Below are 17,199 nucleotides of genomic sequence, written 5' to 3'. Positions count from 1 at the left end.
AACGCTTGCTTTAATTTCTCGAAATACATCAAGAAAAATAAAATAGTGGTATCCCCTAGGGGATTCGAACCCCTGTTACCGCCGTGAAAGGGCGGTGTCCTAGGCCTCTAGACGAAGGGGACCCGGACTGCATTAGACTCTGCAAAGAGTGAATACTCATTAAGTTCTGTAGGCTAAAACTYAACGCTTGCTTTAATTTCTCGAARTRMATCAAGAAAAATAAAATAGTGGTATCCCCTAGGGGATTCGAACCCCTGTTACCGCCGTGAAAGGGCGGTGTCCTAGGCCTCTAGACGAAGGGGACCCGGACTGCATTAGACTCTGCAAAGAGTGAATACTCATTAAGTTCTGTAGGCTAAAACTTAACGCTTGCTTTAATTTCTCGAAATGACATCAAGAAAAATAAAATAGTGGTATCCCCTAGGGGATTCGAACCCCTGTTACCGCCGTGAAAGGGCGGTGTCCTAGGCCTCTAGACGAAGGGGACCCGGACATATTGTTTTACTTCTAATATAACGAAGACCTATAAGTAACACTTTAGAAGGCTGTTAAAGTGAAACCGCCGTGCTCTTATTAAAATAGCGCGGTGTCCTAGGCTCTCTCTTCTTTAATCGAAGGGGACCCAGACTGGCGTTATACTCTACCAAAGAGTGAATACTCATTAAGTTCTGTAGGCTAAAACTTAACGCTTGCTTTAATTTCTCGAAATACATCAAGAAAAATAAAATAGTGGTATCCCCTAGGGGATTCGAACCCCTGTTACCGCCGTGAAAGGGCGGTGTCCTAGGCCTCTAGACGAAGGGGACCCGGACATATTGTTTTACTTCTAATATAACGAAGACCTATAAGTAACACTTTAGAAGGCTGTTAAAGTGAAACCGCCGTGCTCTTATTAAAACAGCGCGGTGTCCTAGGCTCTCTCTTCTTTAATCGAAGGGGACCCGGACTGCATTAGACTCTGCAAAGAGTGAATACTCATTAAGTTCTGTAGGCTAAAACTCAACGCTTGCTTTAATTTCTCGAAATACATCAAGAAAAATAAAATAGTGGTATCCCCTAGGGGATTCGAACCCCTGTTACCGCCGTGAAAGGGCGGTGTCCTAGGCCTCTAGACGAAGGGGACCCGGACTTACGTTTAGACTCCGTAAGGGAGTGAATACTCATTAAGTTCTGTAGGCTAAAACTCAACGCTTGCTTTAATTTCTCGAAATGAATCAAGAAAAATAAAATAGTGGTATCCCCTAGGGGATTCGAACCCCTGTTACCGCCGTGAAAGGGCGGTGTCCTAGGCCTCTAGACGAAGGGGACCCGGACTGGCGTTATACTCTACCAAAGAGTGAATACTCATTAAGTTCTGTAGGCTAAAACTCAACGCTTGCTTTAATTTCTCGAAATACATCAAGAAAAATAAAATAGTGGTATCCCCTAGGGGATTCGAACCCCTGTTACCGCCGTGAAAGGGCGGTGTCCTAGGCCTCTAGACGAAGGGGACCCGGACTGCATTAGACTCTGCAAAGAGTGAATACTCATTAAGTTCTGTAGGCTAAAACTTAACGCTTGCTTTAATTTCTCGAAGTACATCAAGAAAAATAAAATAGTGGTATCCCCTAGGGGATTCGAACCCCTGTTACCGCCGTGAAAGGGCGGTGTCCTAGGCCTCTAGACGAAGGGGACCCGGACTGCATTAGACTCTGCAAAGAGTGAATACTCATTAAGTTCTGTAGGCTAAAACTTAACGCTTTGATTTAAATATAATTGGTGGAGCTACACGGGATCGAACCGTGGACCTCTTCGCTGCCAGCGAAGCGCTCTCCCAGCTGAGCTATAGCCCCTCAACTATACTTAATACATTTGGACATGCTGCGATAAATAATCACGTTGTGTCTCAACTGCGAGGCGCATTCTATGCAGCCTGCCCAAAAGTGTCAACTCGTTTTTTAAGAATTTATTCTATCTGCTACAAAATCAATCGCTTTGGATATTCTTTGTTCGCAACGAGCCTTTCCAACTAAAAATATGGTTAAATCTACAGCAGGAGACATGCCAGCGCCTGTAACCGCTACACGTAAAGGCATTCCGACTTTACCCATACCCACTTCAAGTTCTGCAGCTGTATCTTCAATTGCTTGATGAATTGCTTCAACTGTCCATTCTGGTAATGCAGAAATTTTTTGTTGGATAAGCTTTAAAGGTTCCATAGCAACGCCACGCAAATGCTTTTTAGCAGCATTTTCGTCGAATGCTTCGAAATCTTCATAGAAGTAACGGCTAGATGCGGCTAGATCTTTAAGTGTTTTCGCTCTTTCTGCTAATGCTGTTACGACTTCAGCTAATGCTGGGCCATTTGCTGTATCAATTTTTTGGTCATCCATGTGCCATTGAAGATGCTTTGCTACATATTCTGGAGCAAGTTCTTTAATGTAGTGTTGGTTCAACCAATTCAGTTTTTCAGTATTAAAGGCAGAAGCGGCTTTATTGATATCGTCTAGTTTAAATAACGAAATCATTTCTTCCATAGAGAAAACTTCTTGGTCGCCATGTGACCAGCCTAAACGAACTAGGTAATTGAGCAGAGCTTCTGGTAAATAACCATCATCACGGTACTGCATAACGCCAACTGCACCATGACGTTTTGACAATTTAGCGCCATCATCACCTAAAATCATCGATACGTGAGCATATTCTGGTACTGGTGCACCTAATGCTTTAAGAATATTGATTTGGCGTGGGGTGTTATTGATATGATCTTCACCACGTACAACACAAGTAATCCCCATATCCCAGTCATCAACAACAACACAGAAGTTGTAAGTCGGTGTACCTTCTGTACGGGCGATAATTAAGTCATCTAATGTGTCATTAGCAAATTCGATACGACCACGTACGTGATCATCAAACACAACACTACCTTCGGTTGGGTTTTTGAAGCGAATAACAAATGGCTCGTCAGTATCACGAGGTTCAAGATCGCGACAGCGGCCATCATACTTTTGTGATTCGCCATTGGCTGCTTGTTCTTCACGCATTGCTTCAATACGTTCACGAGAACAGTAACACTTATAAGCAGTGCCTTCTTCTAGCATTTGAGCAATGATTTCGTTGTAGCGATCGAAACGTTTAGTTTGGTAATAAGGACCTTCGTCCCAAGTAAGACCTAACCATTCCATTCCTTCAAGAATTGCTGCGCAAGCTTCAGGAGTTGAACGTTCAATATCAGTATCTTCTACACGTAAAACAAACTCGCCTTGGTTTGCACGGGCATAAAGCCAAGAATAAAGTGCTGTACGAGCACCACCTACATGTAAAAAGCCTGTTGGGCTAGGAGCAAAACGCGTCTTAGTTGTCATAATGGGACACTGACCTATTTCAAAAACGTCTATATAAAGACAGATATAATAAAGTGGCCGATATTCTATACCCAAACCACCTTGTTATGCGAGTTTCGCTATTGATAATTTAAGCTACATCAATAAGCAGAGTAATAAAGCACACTATAAGCAAAAAACTATAGTTAAAGAGAGAGGTGATTGCTTAATTGAAATGACAATGTTTTTGCTTTTGTTTTAGCGAAATTGGTTAGGAGCTTAATCAAGTCATTTTAATCACAGATTAGTTGATTTAAATTTCTGAGTTAATTGATTCGCTGCTCAAGAAGTCAAAACGCTAACCCTTAGCCCCTCATCTTAAAACTGCAACCTTAGTGCTAATCAACTGCTAGATGATTATTGTAAGGTTTTACCAGTCACTCACATGCTAATAGTTGGTGCGTGTTAATTGGAAGGTGTTGTTAAGTTACTTATTCACTATGATTAAGGTTATCTTTTTAGCGAACTATTGCAGTTAAAGCGTTTAACAATTCAACAAACAGCACGTTTTTACTGCGGCTGAGCTTTTTTAGTGAAAAATTCGTTGACAGTATTTCGTTGCTCCCTATAATACGGCCCCACACAGCGAGGTCGATTAGCTCAGCTGGGAGAGCACCTCCCTTACAAGGAGGGGGTCACTGGTTCGAGCCCAGTATCGACCACCATTCTTTTTTAAGAATTAAATCATTGTGTAAATCCCAGGTCGATTAGCTCAGCTGGGAGAGCACCTCCCTTACAAGGAGGGGGTCACTGGTTCGAGCCCAGTATCGACCACCATTCTTTTCATAAAGAATTAAAACATTATGAAATCCCAGGTCGATTAGCTCAGCTGGGAGAGCACCTCCCTTACAAGGAGGGGGTCACTGGTTCGAGCCCAGTATCGACCACCATTCTTTTCATAAAGAATTAAAACATTGTGAAATCCCAGGTCGATTAGCTCAGCTGGGAGAGCACCTCCCTTACAAGGAGGGGGTCACTGGTTCGAGCCCAGTATCGACCACCATTCTTTTTTTCATAAAGAATTAAAACATTATGAAATCCCAGGTCGATTAGCTCAGCTGGGAGAGCACCTCCCTTACAAGGAGGGGGTCACTGGTTCGAGCCCAGTATCGACCACCATTCTTTTTTTTCATAAAGAATTAAAACATTATGAAATCCCAGGTCGATTAGCTCAGCTGGGAGAGCACCTCCCTTACAAGGAGGGGGTCACTGGTTCGAGCCCAGTATCGACCACCATTCTTTTCGTAAAGAATTAAAACATTATGAAATCCCAGGTCGATTAGCTCAGCTGGGAGAGCACCTCCCTTACAAGGAGGGGGTCACTGGTTCGAGCCCAGTATCGACCACCATTTCTTCTGTTTTACCTCTCGTTTGTTTTATCTCTAAATAATTCTTAAAAATCATTAAAACTTTATTTGTTGATTTACATTCATGTAGCAATTTCTCTTGAATAAATGAACTTTGAATAAATGCACTTTGAATAATTGTTTCTTGAATAGCAGCACCTTAAATAACAGCACCTTAAATAAATGCACTTGAATAAGTACATCTTGATTATTAGTGTTTGCATACTTAGCTCAACTCTATTTAACCTTTGTTGTGCTAATAAATTTGCCAGATACAAACATCAAGACCTAAAAAAGCCGCTCAACATTATATTGAATGGCTTTTTTGCATCATTAGCGTCTAGAAATTAGCGTCTAGATTTGGACTTTTACGCTTAATCTATGCCTAAGAATCCGCCGGTTTGGTGTGCCCAAAGTTGTGCATATATGCCACCCGATTTAATCAATTCCTGATGGGTGCCTTGCTCCACTATTTTGCCTTTATCTAAAACGATGAGTCTGTCCATGGCGGCAATAGTTGATAATCGATGAGCAATGGCAATAACCGTTTTACCTTGCATTAGTTCATACAAACTTTCTTGAATCGCAGCTTCAACTTCGGAGTCTAGCGCTGATGTTGCTTCATCCAGTAGCAGAATAGGCGCGTTCTTTAGTAATACCCGAGCAATAGCGATACGTTGACGTTGGCCGCCAGATAGTTTCACACCCCGTTCACCGACTTGTGCATCAAGACCAGTATTACCAAATGGATCTGATAGATCTTTGATAAACTCACTGGCTTGGGCTTGTTCAATCGCTGCTAATAATTGCTCATCAGATGCAGTTGGGTCACCATACAAAATGTTTTCACGAATTGAGCGATGCAGTAATGAGGTATCTTGGGTCACCATACCAATCATTGAACGCAAAGAGTCCTGGGTGACATCGGTAATTTTTTGATCGTCAATGGCAACATGACCTTTTTCAACATCATGAAATCGCATCAGCAGATTAACTAATGTTGATTTACCCGCACCAGAGCGACCCACTAAACCTACTTTTTCACCCGCCTTGATGTTTAAGTTCAGGTCGTTAATAACACCCGATTCTTCACCATAATTGAAACTGACGTCATTAAAATCAATTTTACCGTTATCAACCTGGATATCTTTTGCATCGGTTTTGTCTTCAATTTCAATGGGTTTTGACAAGGTATTCATGCCATCTGTCACTGTACCGATATTTTCGAATAGTGAACTGATTTCCCACATGATCCATTGAGACATACCGTTAAGACGCAGTGCCAAGCTAACGGCTATAGCAATGGCACCCACAGTGATGGCGTTATCAGCCCATAACCAAATCGATACCGCGGCAATGGTAAATGCCAATAAATAGTTTATCGCCTGAACCAACACATTAATGATTGTTACAAGGCGCATTTGGCCATAAACCGTGTGTAAAAAGCCGGTCATGCTGTCTTGTGCATAATCTGCTTCTTGTTTGGTATGGGAAAATAATTTAACCGTTGAAATGTTAGTGTAACTATCAACAATGCGGCCCGTCATCGTAGAGCGAGCATCGGCTTGTTTAGCTGATATCGCTTTCAGTTTCGGGACTAATTTCCATTGAATCGCTACATAGGCAAATAACCATGCCAACATGGGGAGCATCAATCGGATATCGGCACTGGCGATCATAACGAGCATAGAAGTGAAGTAGATAAGGATATACATCAATACATCTAGTAGCTTCATCACGGTTTCACGCACCGCTAATGAGGTTTGCATCACTTTAGTGGCAATCCGGCCAGCAAAGTCATCTTGATAGAAAGAAATGCTTTGCTTGAGCAAATAGCGATGTGCTTGCCAACGAATTGCCATAGGGTAATTACCCAATAAAGTTTGATGCACAATTGAAGCATGTAACCAAACCAAAATAGGAATAACGACTAAGACAATCACAGACATGCCAATTAAGGTACTGCCTTCATCCTGCCAGAGTGTTTCAGGATTTTTAGTCACTAACCAATCTACTAACTTGCCCATAAACCCAAATAACGACACTTCTAAAATTGCCAGGGTTGCCGTTAGCATTGACATGATCACTAGGTGCTTTTCAAAGCCACGAGTGTAATGACGGCAAAAAGCATACACCCCTTTAGGGGCTTGTGATGGCTCTTCTTGGGGAAGGGGATTGGTTAACGATTCGAAAAATTTAAACATCTACAGCTCAAACAAATATTAGTTATTGCTAGGATACCGTAACTTGTGAACTAAGTGTTGAATTGATTATTACAATTCATGTCATAAAAGAATCGACATTGAGTTCCGTTTTCCGCTAGTGAGTGATGCAAACTTTAGTTAAAGTAGTTTGAATTTCTCAAGTGGTGAGCGAATGAAATCGGTTATGAAACCCCAGAATAATAATGAATCAAACTCGTTAAAGCAGGGCAATATTAATTGCCATATACCTGATGATGTATGCAGACAGGCGCGATTAAGCCGCGATGCGCGATTTGACGGCCGGTTTTTCATTGGGGTTAAAACGACGGGTATTTATTGTCGTTCAATTTGTCCAGCATCGCCTCCAAAAGAACAAAACGTGGTTTATTTTGACTCTTCCATTAAAGCTGCTGAAGCAGGGCTTAGGCCTTGCTTACGCTGCAGACCTGATAGTGCGCCGCAATCGAATGCCTGGAAGGGAACGAGTAGCAGTTTACAACGTGCAATAAACTTAATCGATCATGGCTGCTTAACAGGGGAAAATGCTGAGTCATTAACAGACTTGGCTAATCGACTTGGAATAAGTTCGCGTTATTTGACTAAGTTATTCAATCAACAACTTGGCACTTCTCCTAAAAAATATGCCTTGTACCGTCAATTGATGTTTGCCAAACAGTTATTGCATCAAACTCAACTTCCCATCACTGATGTGGCGATGGCTGCGGGATTTAACAGTATCAGGCGCTTTAATGAAGTGTTTAAGTCTCAACTGCAACTGACTCCTTCACAATTAAGGCGGTCGCAATCGGTAAAAAGCGTAAAATTGAGTGAGAATAATAAGGATAAAGGCACTCAGGGGATCAATCTGTTATTAGATTATCGACCGCCCTATGATTGGCCTCAATTATGGGCTTTTTATCAAGTGCGCGCAGTCGAAGGCATGGAGTGGCTAAATGAGGACAGCCATGCTTATGGCCGTAGTTTTTCAATTGTTATTGATGAAATATTGATTCGAGGGACATTGGAGGTTGCTGAGGTTAAAGGGAAAAATCAACTTTCATTAAATGTTCAATTTGAAGATGAGCAGCACGTTGGCTACTTATTTCAAGTTGTGCAATATGTGCGAAAGATATTAGATCTTGATGCCGACATGGACGTGATTGAAGCCTCTTTTGAGCCGCTAACGTCTATGGGAATGAAGGTTTCAACAGGATTAAGAATTCCAGCAACCGCGTCAGTATTTGAAGCAGGGTGCCGCGCTGTGCTTGGTCAACAAGTCAGTGTTATTCAAGCCAGTAAGTTACTTAATGTATTAGCAGTCAATTATGGTGATAGGGCTGTCATTGGACAACGTGAAGTCTTATTTTTCCCCAAGCCTCAACAAGTCGCCGCAGCGGGTTTAGATGAATTTAAAATGCCAGGCGCTAGAAAAAGAGCTTTGAACGGTTTAGGTGAGTTTGTGGCGGACAATCCTTTTGCCTCACCAGAAAAGTGGATTGAAGTAAAAGGCATTGGCCCATGGACCATTGCTTACGCCAGAATGCGCGGCGAAAGCGACCCCAATGTTTTTCTTGCTGGTGATTTAGTGATAAAAAACAGAATCAAAGCTCTGGTCGCAAAACAAGATTTAATATTAGGTACAGAGACTGAGTTTACGGCTAAGACCGAGTTTACAGCTAAGACAGAATTTACCGCTAAAGATTATCAACAGTTAGCAGAAAAAATCAGTCAACAAGTTAGCCCATGGGGCAGTTATTTAACCTTTCAATTATGGAAAAATGATGAAAATTAATAATCACCCACCATTATGTATGCAAGTCATTAATAGCCCTGTTGGGCACTTAAAATTGCAAGCTTCAGCATACGGATTAACCCATTTACAAGTCGTATCTGAGCCCGTCAACAATGTTAATCAGCAGCAACCAGAAACTCTAGAACATGCTTCTGCTGCTGAAATTAGTCAGGCTAAGGCATTTATTGTGCAGGCTATTGATGAACTAGAACAATACTTTGCAGGCGATAGACAAGAGTTCGATGTGACACTTGCAGCAAAAGGCACTGAGTTTCAACAACAGGTTTGGCAAGCATTAAAAGAGCTGCCATTTGGTCAAGTGTGCAGTTACGCTGCAATTGCGGACAAAATTGAACGTCCAAAAGCGGTAAGAGCTGTAGGCGCAGCCAATGGTGCTAACCCAATAGCGATAATTGTTCCGTGCCACAGGGTGATAGGGAAGAATGGTAGTTTAACGGGCTACGCTTATGGCCTTGAAATGAAACAGTCATTATTAAGCTTAGAAGGGGTGAAGTAGCCCATTTATTCGAAGGTTGAATTAACTTACTTGGAAAATCTATTCAATTAGCGCCTTTAATCAACGGCTATGGGCCATAAAGCTCAATAATTGCCCATAGCATGAGCAATATCGCTAACTTAACCTGCTCAAATAAGCTAAAATAGTCATTAAAGCTATATTCAATTTCATATTATATTTGAGCATCCTAATTTAATGACATCAGCTAACCTTCCACCTGTAACTTCACACGATGGTGCAACTAATTTTGCCGAGCTTGGCCTAATTGCACCTATTACAAACCGTCTTACGGAAATGGATTATAAAACGCCGACACCTATCCAGGCGCAAGCAATTCCAAGTGTGATCGCGGGTAAAGACCTATTAGCTGGTGCCAATACAGGGTCAGGTAAAACAGCTACCTTTGTATTACCTATTTTACAAAAAATTCATCAAGCCCAACAGAGTGCGAAAAAAGACAAAGGCAACTTTGTATCCGCGTTGGTGTTAGTGCCTACCCGAGAGTTGGCCAAACAAGTTGCTGATAGCGTTAAGTCTTATGCGGTGTATTTTAATGGCGCTATAAAGTCGACAGCTGTATTTGGTGGGGTATCTACCAATAAGCAAATGTTGGCTCTTCGCGGTGGTACCGATGTGCTGGTTGCAACCCCTGGTCGTTTGCTTGATTTGATTTCAAGTAATGCCATTAAACTGGATAAAGTTGAGACTCTAGTGCTCGATGAAGCTGACCGAATGTTGAGCCTTGGCTTTACTGAAGAATTATCAGAGTTGTTAGGCTTAATGCCACAGAAAAAACAAACCTTGTTATTTTCGGCAACCTTTCCAGAAGAAGTGCGCAGCTTAACGGACAATCTACTTATTAATCCTGTTGAACTTCAGTTGCAAAGCGCTGATGCGAGTACACTTGTTCAACGTGTATTCACCGTTAATCGTGATAAAAAAACGGCACTACTGGCTGAATTAATTAAGCAAAATAAATGGCGCCAAGCGCTTATTTTCGTTAATGCTAAAAATAGCTGTAAACACTTAGCTGATAAATTATCTAAGCGTGGTATTACTGCTGAAGTATTCCATGGTGATAAAGGTCAAGGCGCGCGTAATCGCGTTTTAGAGGGCTTTAAAGCCGGTGAAATTGAAGTGTTAATTGCCACAGATATTGCGGCACGTGGCTTAGATATTGAAAAATTACCAGTCGTGATCAACTTTGATTTACCAAGAAGCCCTGCAGATTACATGCACCGTATCGGTCGTAGTGGTCGTGCGGGTGAAGTGGGTCTTGCGTTATCTTTAATTGCTCACGCTGATTATCATCACTTTAGTATTATCGAGAAAAAGAACAAAATCCGTTTAGAGCGTGAAACTTTTGTTGGTTTTGAACCCGATGAAGAAATGCCTGACGATAAATATGCGGTTGAAAAGCCAATGGCAAAACCCGCTGGAACAGGTAAGAAAAAGAACAAAAATAAAGCACCAGTGAATGTTGATATTTGGGCGGGTATTGCTAAAACTGACAATACTAAAGAAGACAGTTCCCAATAGGTCTGTTTAACATTGGAATGTTATCCCTTCAGGGATAGGTTTGAAACAAGCCTTACATAAATACAAGTCGTAAATTTGAGAGTAACCATTAAATATGAAGCAGTTATTTTGGTTAATAGATGGCGTTATTGCTGGTCGCAGTGGCCCAAATAAAGATGAATGGGATTTAGCAGAACTCAAAGCATCCGGTATTGGCGCTATATTGTCACTAAATGATGGTGAAGGTGTCGATAGCGCTCAACTTGAAGCATTAGGGTTACGCTATCTTTGTTCGCCTTTTTCAAGAAATATTCCGCCACTGGAAGGTGACGTTGCTATTTGCGCAGAACAAGCGCCAAAAGCGCTAGCATTTATTCGACAGTGCGAGGCTGATAATCTTCCTGTGCTGCTTCATTGCCGTTCAGGTAAAGACAGAACGGGTATTATGATGGCGTATTACCTGATGGATAATGGCGCGGCCCCTGTTCATGCGGTGAGCCAAGTGCGCAGTGTTAGGGATATTGCTTTTAGTGCTGAAGGTTGGGATCAGCTTGTTTTTGATGTACTTTATGAATTACAGGAATAGCGATACGCCATTTGAGCAGAATGGTTTGAGTTCAACTTAGTGTTAATCATCAGAAAGGAATCCGTTAATGAGCAAGAATAAATACATATTAATCCTTTGTTATGTGTTTGCTTTTGCCATTTCTGGTTGTGCCTCAAAAGTTGAATTTGAACCACTAGAAAAACAATACAAACTTCCTCCAGCTTCCAATACCTTACTAGCGAATTATATTAACGCTCAAGATAAGTCAGATGTAACCGGGGTAAAAGCCTTATCCGATGGTATTGATGCTTTTGTCGCACGCCTTGCCATGATTGAAAGCGCTAAAGAAAGTATTGATTTGCAATACTATATTTATCGCAATGATGACACAGGAAAAATACTAACCTTATTTTTGTATAATGCTGCTGAACGTGGTGTTCGAGTACGTATATTGCTTGATGATTTAACCACAGCGAATCATGATGATGGACTGCTTGCTGTGGCAAACCATCCTAATATATCAGTCAGATTATTTAACCCTTCTTACGAACGAACCTATCGAGGTATTGCCTTCTTATCCGATTTTGGTCGAATGAACCATCGGATGCACAATAAATCATTGACCATTGATAATTTAGTTTCGGTTGTGGGTGGCAGAAACATTGGTAATGAGTATTTTTCAGCCAATGAAAATGTCGACTTTGGTGATTTAGATGTTTTAGCTGTTGGTAAAGCCGTGGATGAGGTTTCGACGCAATTTGATATTTACTGGAACTCCGCTCAAGTTCAGAGTATTCAGCAGCTAGCAGACCCAGGTGACATTAATTCAGACCTCGTTCTTTTGAAAACAAAAGCGGCTGAATTCGAAGCGACACTAGTGAATAATGATTATGTTAAGCGACTAGAACAAAGTAACTTATTAGAGCGTTTAAAAAATCAAAACTTAGATTGGTATTGGGGGGAAACCCATGTGGTTTATGACCCGCCAAATAAACTTGAAAATAATCCTGAAGACCGTTTGCTACTTGATGATTTGAGTTTCTTTTTAGAGCAAACTCAACATGAGTTATTAATTGTATCTCCTTATTTTGTCCCCGGAGATGGAGCTACAAACGGGTTTATTAATGCGGTAAAAGCGGGGAAAGACATTACCATAGTAACGAATAGTTTAGCAGCGACAGATGTACTGGCTGTTCATGCTGGCTATCAGCAATATAGACAGAAACTCGTTGAAGGTGGCGTTAAGGTATATGAAGTAAAAGGCAATCCATCTGATAAAAAATCAAGTTGGAAGGGAAGCAGTAAAACCAGCTTACATGCGAAGACATTTGTTATAGATAAAACAAAAGTATTTGTAGGTTCATTCAACTTTGATCCTCGCTCAGCATTAATTAATACCGAGATGGGGTTAATTATTGATAATGCGGACTTAGCGGCAGATATTGTTAATGGTATCGCTGCAAGCGCAGATGATAAAGCCTATGAATTGGCAATGGAAAAGGGTGAATTAGTTTGGCTAGATCATAAACATGACAAGGTGATCTACGCAGAACCAGGAGCAGGTTTTTGGCGTAAGTTCTTTGCAGATTTTCTGTCATTATTGCCAATCGAGTCACAACTTTAAACTTAAAGAAATCAATATCACAGCGCTTGTTTGCCATGTCATAAAGGCTGTGGTTAACTAAATTCAACATGATTTTATGGATGGGTTTATGAAGAGTAAAGCGAGTCAATCTCAAGGGCTGTTACTGTTTCATCTCTCTCATGTTCAACAGTTTGCTTTAGGTACGTTAAAAATCCGCGAAATCGTACCGTTTTCTGATTTATCTAAAATCCCGCAGTCTCACCCTGCCATTCTCGGCGCCGCGACAGTGCGTGGAAATACTATTGCAGTCGTAGACATGGCTGCTACTATCGGTTTTAAAGCTATTGAGCCTCATGAGCAAAAAGATTGCTATGTGGTTATTACTGATTGCCAGCGAATGGTGATTGGTTTTTTAGTTCGAGCCATTGATAAAATCATCGAATGTAACTGGCGTGATATCGAGGCGCCAGCATCTAACTTAGGTCACAATGTGTTTTTAACGGGTGTTACTCGTTTAGATGATAAACTCGTTCAGTTACTTGATGTTGAACTACTGATGGCAAAAATATTCCCACAAGATCCCGCCACAAGCCGCGCAATTCTTACTGATGTTCAGCGTGAACAATTAAAACCTATGCGTATATTGCTAGTTGATGACTCAAAGGTCGCCAGAAAGCAATTATCAGATGCACTCGATTCGATTAACATTGCATATGATGTCACTTCAGATGGTCATGATGCCCTTCAAATTATGCGAGATGCTGCGCTTGTAGATAAACCAATTAATATTTTGGTCAGCGATATTGAAATGCCAGGGCTTGATGGATATGAGTTAGCGTTCGAGGTTAAAAATAATCCTGACTTAGCTGATGCTTACATCATTTTGCATACATCTTTGTCGAGTGAGATAAGTGTTAGCCAAGCCAAACAAGTGGGCGCAGATGAAGCGTTAACGAAATTTGATGCTCACGAGTTGATTGATGCCATGCTTCGGGGGGCTAAATAAGCCGTTTGATTAGTTTTTTTGTAGAATTACCACTTCACTAGCACTGCACTATAATTGGCCACATGTTGGCTAAATGTGGTTTGTTTGGTAATAGTGAGTAATTTTGGCACATCATTTTGGACTCAGACTAGACTTTAGCCAATTCATCCGATATATACCTACTCAGAGCTTATTAAAAGCCGTACAAATATTAGAGCTTATTAAAAGCCATAAATATAATCATCATAGGTCAAGCAATGAATCAAAATCAATCACTGTTAGCGCGGGTCGCTAGCGGTAGCTTAGTGCTACAAATTCTCGTCGGTATTGTTCTCGGTGTTATTCTCGCCTCGGTGTCAACTTCAGCAGCAACCCAAGTGTCTTTTTTAGGCAGTTTATTTGTTGAAGCGTTAAAAGCCGTTGCGCCTATTCTTGTTTTCGTCCTAGTGGCGTCATCAATTGCCAATCAAAAGAAAAACACCCAAACCAACATGCGACCAATTATTGGTTTGTATTTGGTAGGGACGTTAGCTGCAGCTTTAACCGCTGTAGCGTTTAGCTTTGCATTTCCTACCACGTTATTACTTGCAGGTGGCGTAGAAGGTTCAAACCCACCACAAGGGATTGCGGAAGTTTTAAATACGCTACTGTTTAAAATTGTTGATAATCCTGTCAATGCAATACTAACAGGTAACTACATTGGTATTTTAGCGTGGGCTGTGGGTCTGGGGATTACATTACACCATGCTAGTGAGTCGACTAAAAAAGTAGTGTCTGATTTAAGTGATGGCGTGACTAAAATCGTTCGTTTCGTTATCCGTTTTGCACCTATTGGTATTTTCGGTTTAGTGTCAGGCACGATTGCAGAGACAGGCTTTGCGGCATTGGCAGGCTATGCTCAATTACTTGGTGTGTTAGTGGGAGCAATGTTATTTATTGCGCTAGTGATTAACCCAATCATTGTATATATCAAAATTAAACGTAATCCATATCCATTAGTACTGAAATGTCTACGTGAAAGTGGCGTTACGGCATTCTTTACTCGCTCAAGTGCTGCGAATATTCCAGTTAATATGGCCTTATGTGAAGAGTTAAAACTGCATAAAGATACTTATTCTGTATCAATTCCGTTAGGCGCTACTATCAACATGGGCGGCGCGGCAATTACGATTACAGTGCTGACATTGGCAGCAGCGAATACCTTAGGTATTCAAGTGGACTTCCTAACCGCTGTGTTATTAAGTGTTGTAGCTGCTGTATCTGCTTGTGGTGCATCTGGCGTTGCTGGTGGCTCATTGCTATTAATTCCATTAGCGTGTGGCTTATTTGGCATTTCAAACGATGTGGCTATGCAAGTCGTTGCAGTTGGCTTCATTATTGGTGTGGTACAAGATTCAGCTGAAACTGCGTTGAATAGTTCTACTGATGTTGTATTTACTGCTGCAGCATGTGAAGCGGCGGAAGCTAAAGAAAACAGCTAATAAATCACTATTTATAAGCTATAAAAAACCGCTCATATGAGCGGTTTTTTTATTTCAGTCATTGAGTCAATATCGATGACTAGTCACTAAAAGGGTGCTTACTGAAAAAAGTACGCTGCTTTTGAGTATAAGGGTGAGTAATCGTTAACATCTGCGCATGTAGACTCAATCTTGCTCTTAGTGCGATGGTCGCCTCATCAGCATAAAATGTATCACCAAGGATGACATTACCTAATGCAAGCATGTGCACACGCAACTGGTGCGTACGACCCGTTTCAGGCATCAATTTAACTAAAGTGTGTTCAGGATGTCTTTCAATCACTTCATAATGGGTAATCGCGCTTTTACCTTGCTCAGACACAATTTGAAAAGGCGGGTTAGTTTTGTCAGCTGAAAGCGACAAATCAACAGTACCCGTATCGTCTTTAACTTGGCCTTTAACTTCAGCGATATAAATCTTTTTGGTTTTTCTATCCTGAAACTGGGTTTTTAAGTGTGATTCCGCTTTTTTATTACGCGCAAAAACCATGATACCTGAAGTATCACAGTCCAAACGATGCACTAAGATGGCTTCAGGAAACAGCTTTTGTACTCGAGTAATAGCACAGTCATGTGTAGCTGGGGCTTTACCAGGATTGGCTAGCAGGCCTGCCGGCTTATTGATAACAATGATATCGCGGTCTTTATAACGGATATCAAGCCAAGGGATACTAGGTGGTTGGTAATCAAAAATTTGCATGAAGTCGCATCAGTTTACAAAAATAGTAGGGTATTTTAGCAAAGATTTGCCTGCGAGTATTGATTAACCCGCAGCATATAGCATTTAAGCTTGATTAAGGAATGAATAGACGAGTTTAAGGCAAGTATTGCTCAGGGGTTTTTCTGCTATAAATTCGGCTGTAAGCCATTAATTGTGGGTAAAAAGTTCTAAACGCAATTTCTATATCGACGTAAAGCTTGTCCACATCTTGAATAGCTGTTTTAAATAATTCAGGTTTTGATATGCGGCGACTCACCCCTTCTATAGCTTTATTCATACCTTGTTTAGTTTGATAAGCACCAAGCCAGTCTTGCTCAATGATGTTAGGGGCAATCTCTTGTAGCTTTTCTGGAAGATCAGAAGTTGCCTCGAGGGAGTGATACGCTTTTTGGCTAAAGTCAGCTAAGGAATCTTGATGGTACTCATCCCAGTAATAAGCTAAGTAATGATCAAATGCTAAATCAACCAGAATTGGAGCAACTCTTCGAGAGGATTTTGGAAATTGCTTAATTAAATCCACAATTATTTCATGGCTATCGGTAATTTGATCAATTTGTCTATGCAGCCAAATCCCTTGCTGTAAATGTTGTGGGAAGTGTTTTATATCGCCTTTTGCAAAGTCACCAGCAAGATTTGCTGCCAAATGAGTATTACTGATATCGGCTAAATGTAGGTGAGCAAGAAAGTTCATATTTTGTACTTTTATTTTTTGAGTTTTGCAGTATGATGCTTAACCACGCAAAGAGAAGTTAAACGCTAACTGACGTTTTTTTAAGTCTAGTTTCAATCATATAGATTTCTAGTCAAATGTCATTGGTAATATTTTTCAGGGATATAGCGTCATATTATAAAAATCGGTTTAAGGATCATGGATGATGAAAAACTGGATAATGTCAGTGTTAGGTCAACAACCAAGTCGCAAGCGCACTAAAATTGAAGTCGATCTTCGTTTTGAAAAGCAATCCTTTCTACCTGAAACTAACACTTTAGCTGAAGACACCGAAGCTGCTAAATCTGCTGCGGAGTTAGATAGCAGCATTAATCAATTCGAACCACCAACCTCTAAATAATTTTAGCAATAAAATTTATTCAATTATCT

12 protein-coding genes and 16 tRNA genes are annotated in these 17,199 nt (G+C 40.9%); 15 read left to right on the top strand and 13 right to left on the bottom strand.

Annotation, left to right across the window (positions count from 1 at the left end; genetic code table 11):
• Positions 1-46: 46 nt before the first annotated feature.
• The 10 genes from FNZ24_RS04255 to gltX all read right to left on the bottom strand — a co-directional run bounded on the left by FNZ24_RS04255 (position 47) and on the right by gltX (position 3,347).
• Positions 47-122: transfer RNA gene (locus FNZ24_RS04255), tRNA-Glu, on the bottom strand.
• A 106-nt stretch (positions 123-228) separates the two neighbouring features.
• Positions 229-304 (bottom strand) — tRNA-Glu (locus tag FNZ24_RS04250).
• Between the two features lie 107 nt (positions 305-411).
• Positions 412-487 (bottom strand) — tRNA-Glu (locus FNZ24_RS04245).
• Between the two features lie 243 nt (positions 488-730).
• Positions 731-806 (bottom strand) — tRNA-Glu (locus tag FNZ24_RS04240).
• A 241-nt stretch (positions 807-1,047) separates the two neighbouring features.
• Positions 1,048-1,123 (bottom strand) — tRNA-Glu (locus FNZ24_RS04235).
• Positions 1,124-1,232: 109 nt separating this feature from the next.
• Positions 1,233-1,308, bottom strand: a tRNA-Glu gene (locus FNZ24_RS04230).
• A gap of 108 nt (positions 1,309-1,416) precedes the next feature.
• Positions 1,417-1,492: transfer RNA gene (locus FNZ24_RS04225), tRNA-Glu, on the bottom strand.
• 106 nt (positions 1,493-1,598) lie between these two features.
• A tRNA-Glu gene (locus FNZ24_RS04220) sits at positions 1,599-1,674 on the bottom strand.
• A gap of 82 nt (positions 1,675-1,756) precedes the next feature.
• Positions 1,757-1,832, bottom strand: a tRNA-Ala gene (locus tag FNZ24_RS04215).
• 105 nt (positions 1,833-1,937) lie between these two features.
• Positions 1,938-3,347 (bottom strand): glutamate--tRNA ligase, encoded by a 1,410-nt coding sequence (gene gltX, locus FNZ24_RS04210; protein WP_153913165.1) that lies wholly within the window; start codon positions 3,345-3,347, stop codon positions 1,938-1,940.
• A gap of 607 nt (positions 3,348-3,954) precedes the next feature.
• Between gltX and FNZ24_RS04205 the strand changes: the two genes are divergently transcribed.
• From FNZ24_RS04205 to FNZ24_RS04175, 7 genes are all read left to right on the top strand, one after another.
• A tRNA-Val gene (locus tag FNZ24_RS04205) sits at positions 3,955-4,030 on the top strand.
• Positions 4,031-4,066: 36 nt separating this feature from the next.
• Positions 4,067-4,142: transfer RNA gene (locus tag FNZ24_RS04200), tRNA-Val, on the top strand.
• Positions 4,143-4,179: 37 nt separating this feature from the next.
• Positions 4,180-4,255, top strand: a tRNA-Val gene (locus FNZ24_RS04195).
• 37 nt (positions 4,256-4,292) lie between these two features.
• Positions 4,293-4,368: transfer RNA gene (locus FNZ24_RS04190), tRNA-Val, on the top strand.
• A gap of 40 nt (positions 4,369-4,408) precedes the next feature.
• Positions 4,409-4,484, top strand: a tRNA-Val gene (locus FNZ24_RS04185).
• A gap of 41 nt (positions 4,485-4,525) precedes the next feature.
• Positions 4,526-4,601 (top strand) — tRNA-Val (locus FNZ24_RS04180).
• Between the two features lie 37 nt (positions 4,602-4,638).
• Positions 4,639-4,714, top strand: a tRNA-Val gene (locus tag FNZ24_RS04175).
• Between the two features lie 371 nt (positions 4,715-5,085).
• Here FNZ24_RS04175 and FNZ24_RS04170 read toward each other — a convergent pair.
• Positions 5,086-6,915 (bottom strand): ABC transporter ATP-binding protein, encoded by a 1,830-nt coding sequence (locus FNZ24_RS04170; protein ID WP_153913164.1) that lies wholly within the window; start codon positions 6,913-6,915, stop codon positions 5,086-5,088.
• A gap of 184 nt (positions 6,916-7,099) precedes the next feature.
• On the opposite strand from FNZ24_RS04170, the gene FNZ24_RS04165 reads away from it, so the two are divergent.
• The 7 genes from FNZ24_RS04165 to sstT all read left to right on the top strand — a co-directional run bounded on the left by FNZ24_RS04165 (position 7,100) and on the right by sstT (position 15,340).
• Positions 7,100-8,707, top strand: a complete 1,608-nt coding sequence (locus FNZ24_RS04165) for a DNA-3-methyladenine glycosylase 2 family protein (RefSeq protein ID WP_153913163.1) — start codon at positions 7,100-7,102, stop codon at positions 8,705-8,707.
• Complete coding sequence (locus FNZ24_RS04160) at positions 8,697-9,224, top strand: methylated-DNA--[protein]-cysteine S-methyltransferase (protein WP_194944990.1); 528 nt, start codon at positions 8,697-8,699, stop codon at positions 9,222-9,224. The genes FNZ24_RS04165 and FNZ24_RS04160 overlap by 11 nt, the downstream gene beginning before the upstream one ends.
• Positions 9,225-9,419: 195 nt before the next feature.
• A complete protein-coding gene (locus FNZ24_RS04155; RefSeq protein WP_153913161.1) occupies positions 9,420-10,763 on the top strand; it encodes a DEAD/DEAH box helicase in 1,344 nt (447 codons plus the stop codon).
• A gap of 94 nt (positions 10,764-10,857) precedes the next feature.
• Positions 10,858-11,328 (top strand): dual specificity protein phosphatase family protein, encoded by a 471-nt coding sequence (locus FNZ24_RS04150; RefSeq protein WP_153913160.1) that lies wholly within the window; start codon positions 10,858-10,860, stop codon positions 11,326-11,328.
• A gap of 67 nt (positions 11,329-11,395) precedes the next feature.
• Entirely contained in the window at positions 11,396-12,913 is a 1,518-nt protein-coding gene (locus FNZ24_RS04145; RefSeq protein WP_153913159.1) for a phospholipase D family protein, read from the top strand.
• Positions 12,914-13,001: 88 nt separating this feature from the next.
• A complete protein-coding gene (locus FNZ24_RS04140; protein ID WP_153913158.1) occupies positions 13,002-13,880 on the top strand; it encodes a chemotaxis protein in 879 nt (292 codons plus the stop codon).
• Positions 13,881-14,116: 236 nt separating this feature from the next.
• A complete protein-coding gene (gene sstT / locus FNZ24_RS04135) occupies positions 14,117-15,340 on the top strand; it encodes a serine/threonine transporter SstT (RefSeq protein WP_153913157.1) in 1,224 nt (407 codons plus the stop codon).
• 79 nt (positions 15,341-15,419) lie between these two features.
• Here sstT and FNZ24_RS04130 read toward each other — a convergent pair whose 3' ends face one another.
• Both FNZ24_RS04130 and FNZ24_RS04125 read right to left on the bottom strand, forming a co-directional pair.
• Positions 15,420-16,079: an RluA family pseudouridine synthase gene (locus FNZ24_RS04130; protein ID WP_153913156.1), complete on the bottom strand. Its 660-nt coding sequence runs from the start codon at positions 16,077-16,079 to the stop codon at positions 15,420-15,422.
• Between the two features lie 115 nt (positions 16,080-16,194).
• Positions 16,195-16,791 carry an ACP phosphodiesterase gene (locus FNZ24_RS04125; protein ID WP_153913155.1) on the bottom strand — a complete coding sequence of 199 codons (597 nt, stop codon included), beginning with the start codon at positions 16,789-16,791 and terminating at the stop codon, positions 16,195-16,197.
• 184 nt (positions 16,792-16,975) lie between these two features.
• Here FNZ24_RS04125 and FNZ24_RS04120 point away from each other — a divergent pair, with 184 nt between their 5' ends.
• Positions 16,976-17,170 (top strand): hypothetical protein, encoded by a 195-nt coding sequence (locus FNZ24_RS04120; RefSeq protein WP_153913154.1) that lies wholly within the window; start codon positions 16,976-16,978, stop codon positions 17,168-17,170.
• Positions 17,171-17,199: the final 29 nt, after the last annotated feature.

This window comes from Shewanella sp. TC10, assembly GCF_009663145.1.
GTDB lineage: Bacteria > Pseudomonadota > Gammaproteobacteria > Enterobacterales > Shewanellaceae > Shewanella.
This window is presented reverse-complemented; position numbering and strand designations above follow the sequence as displayed.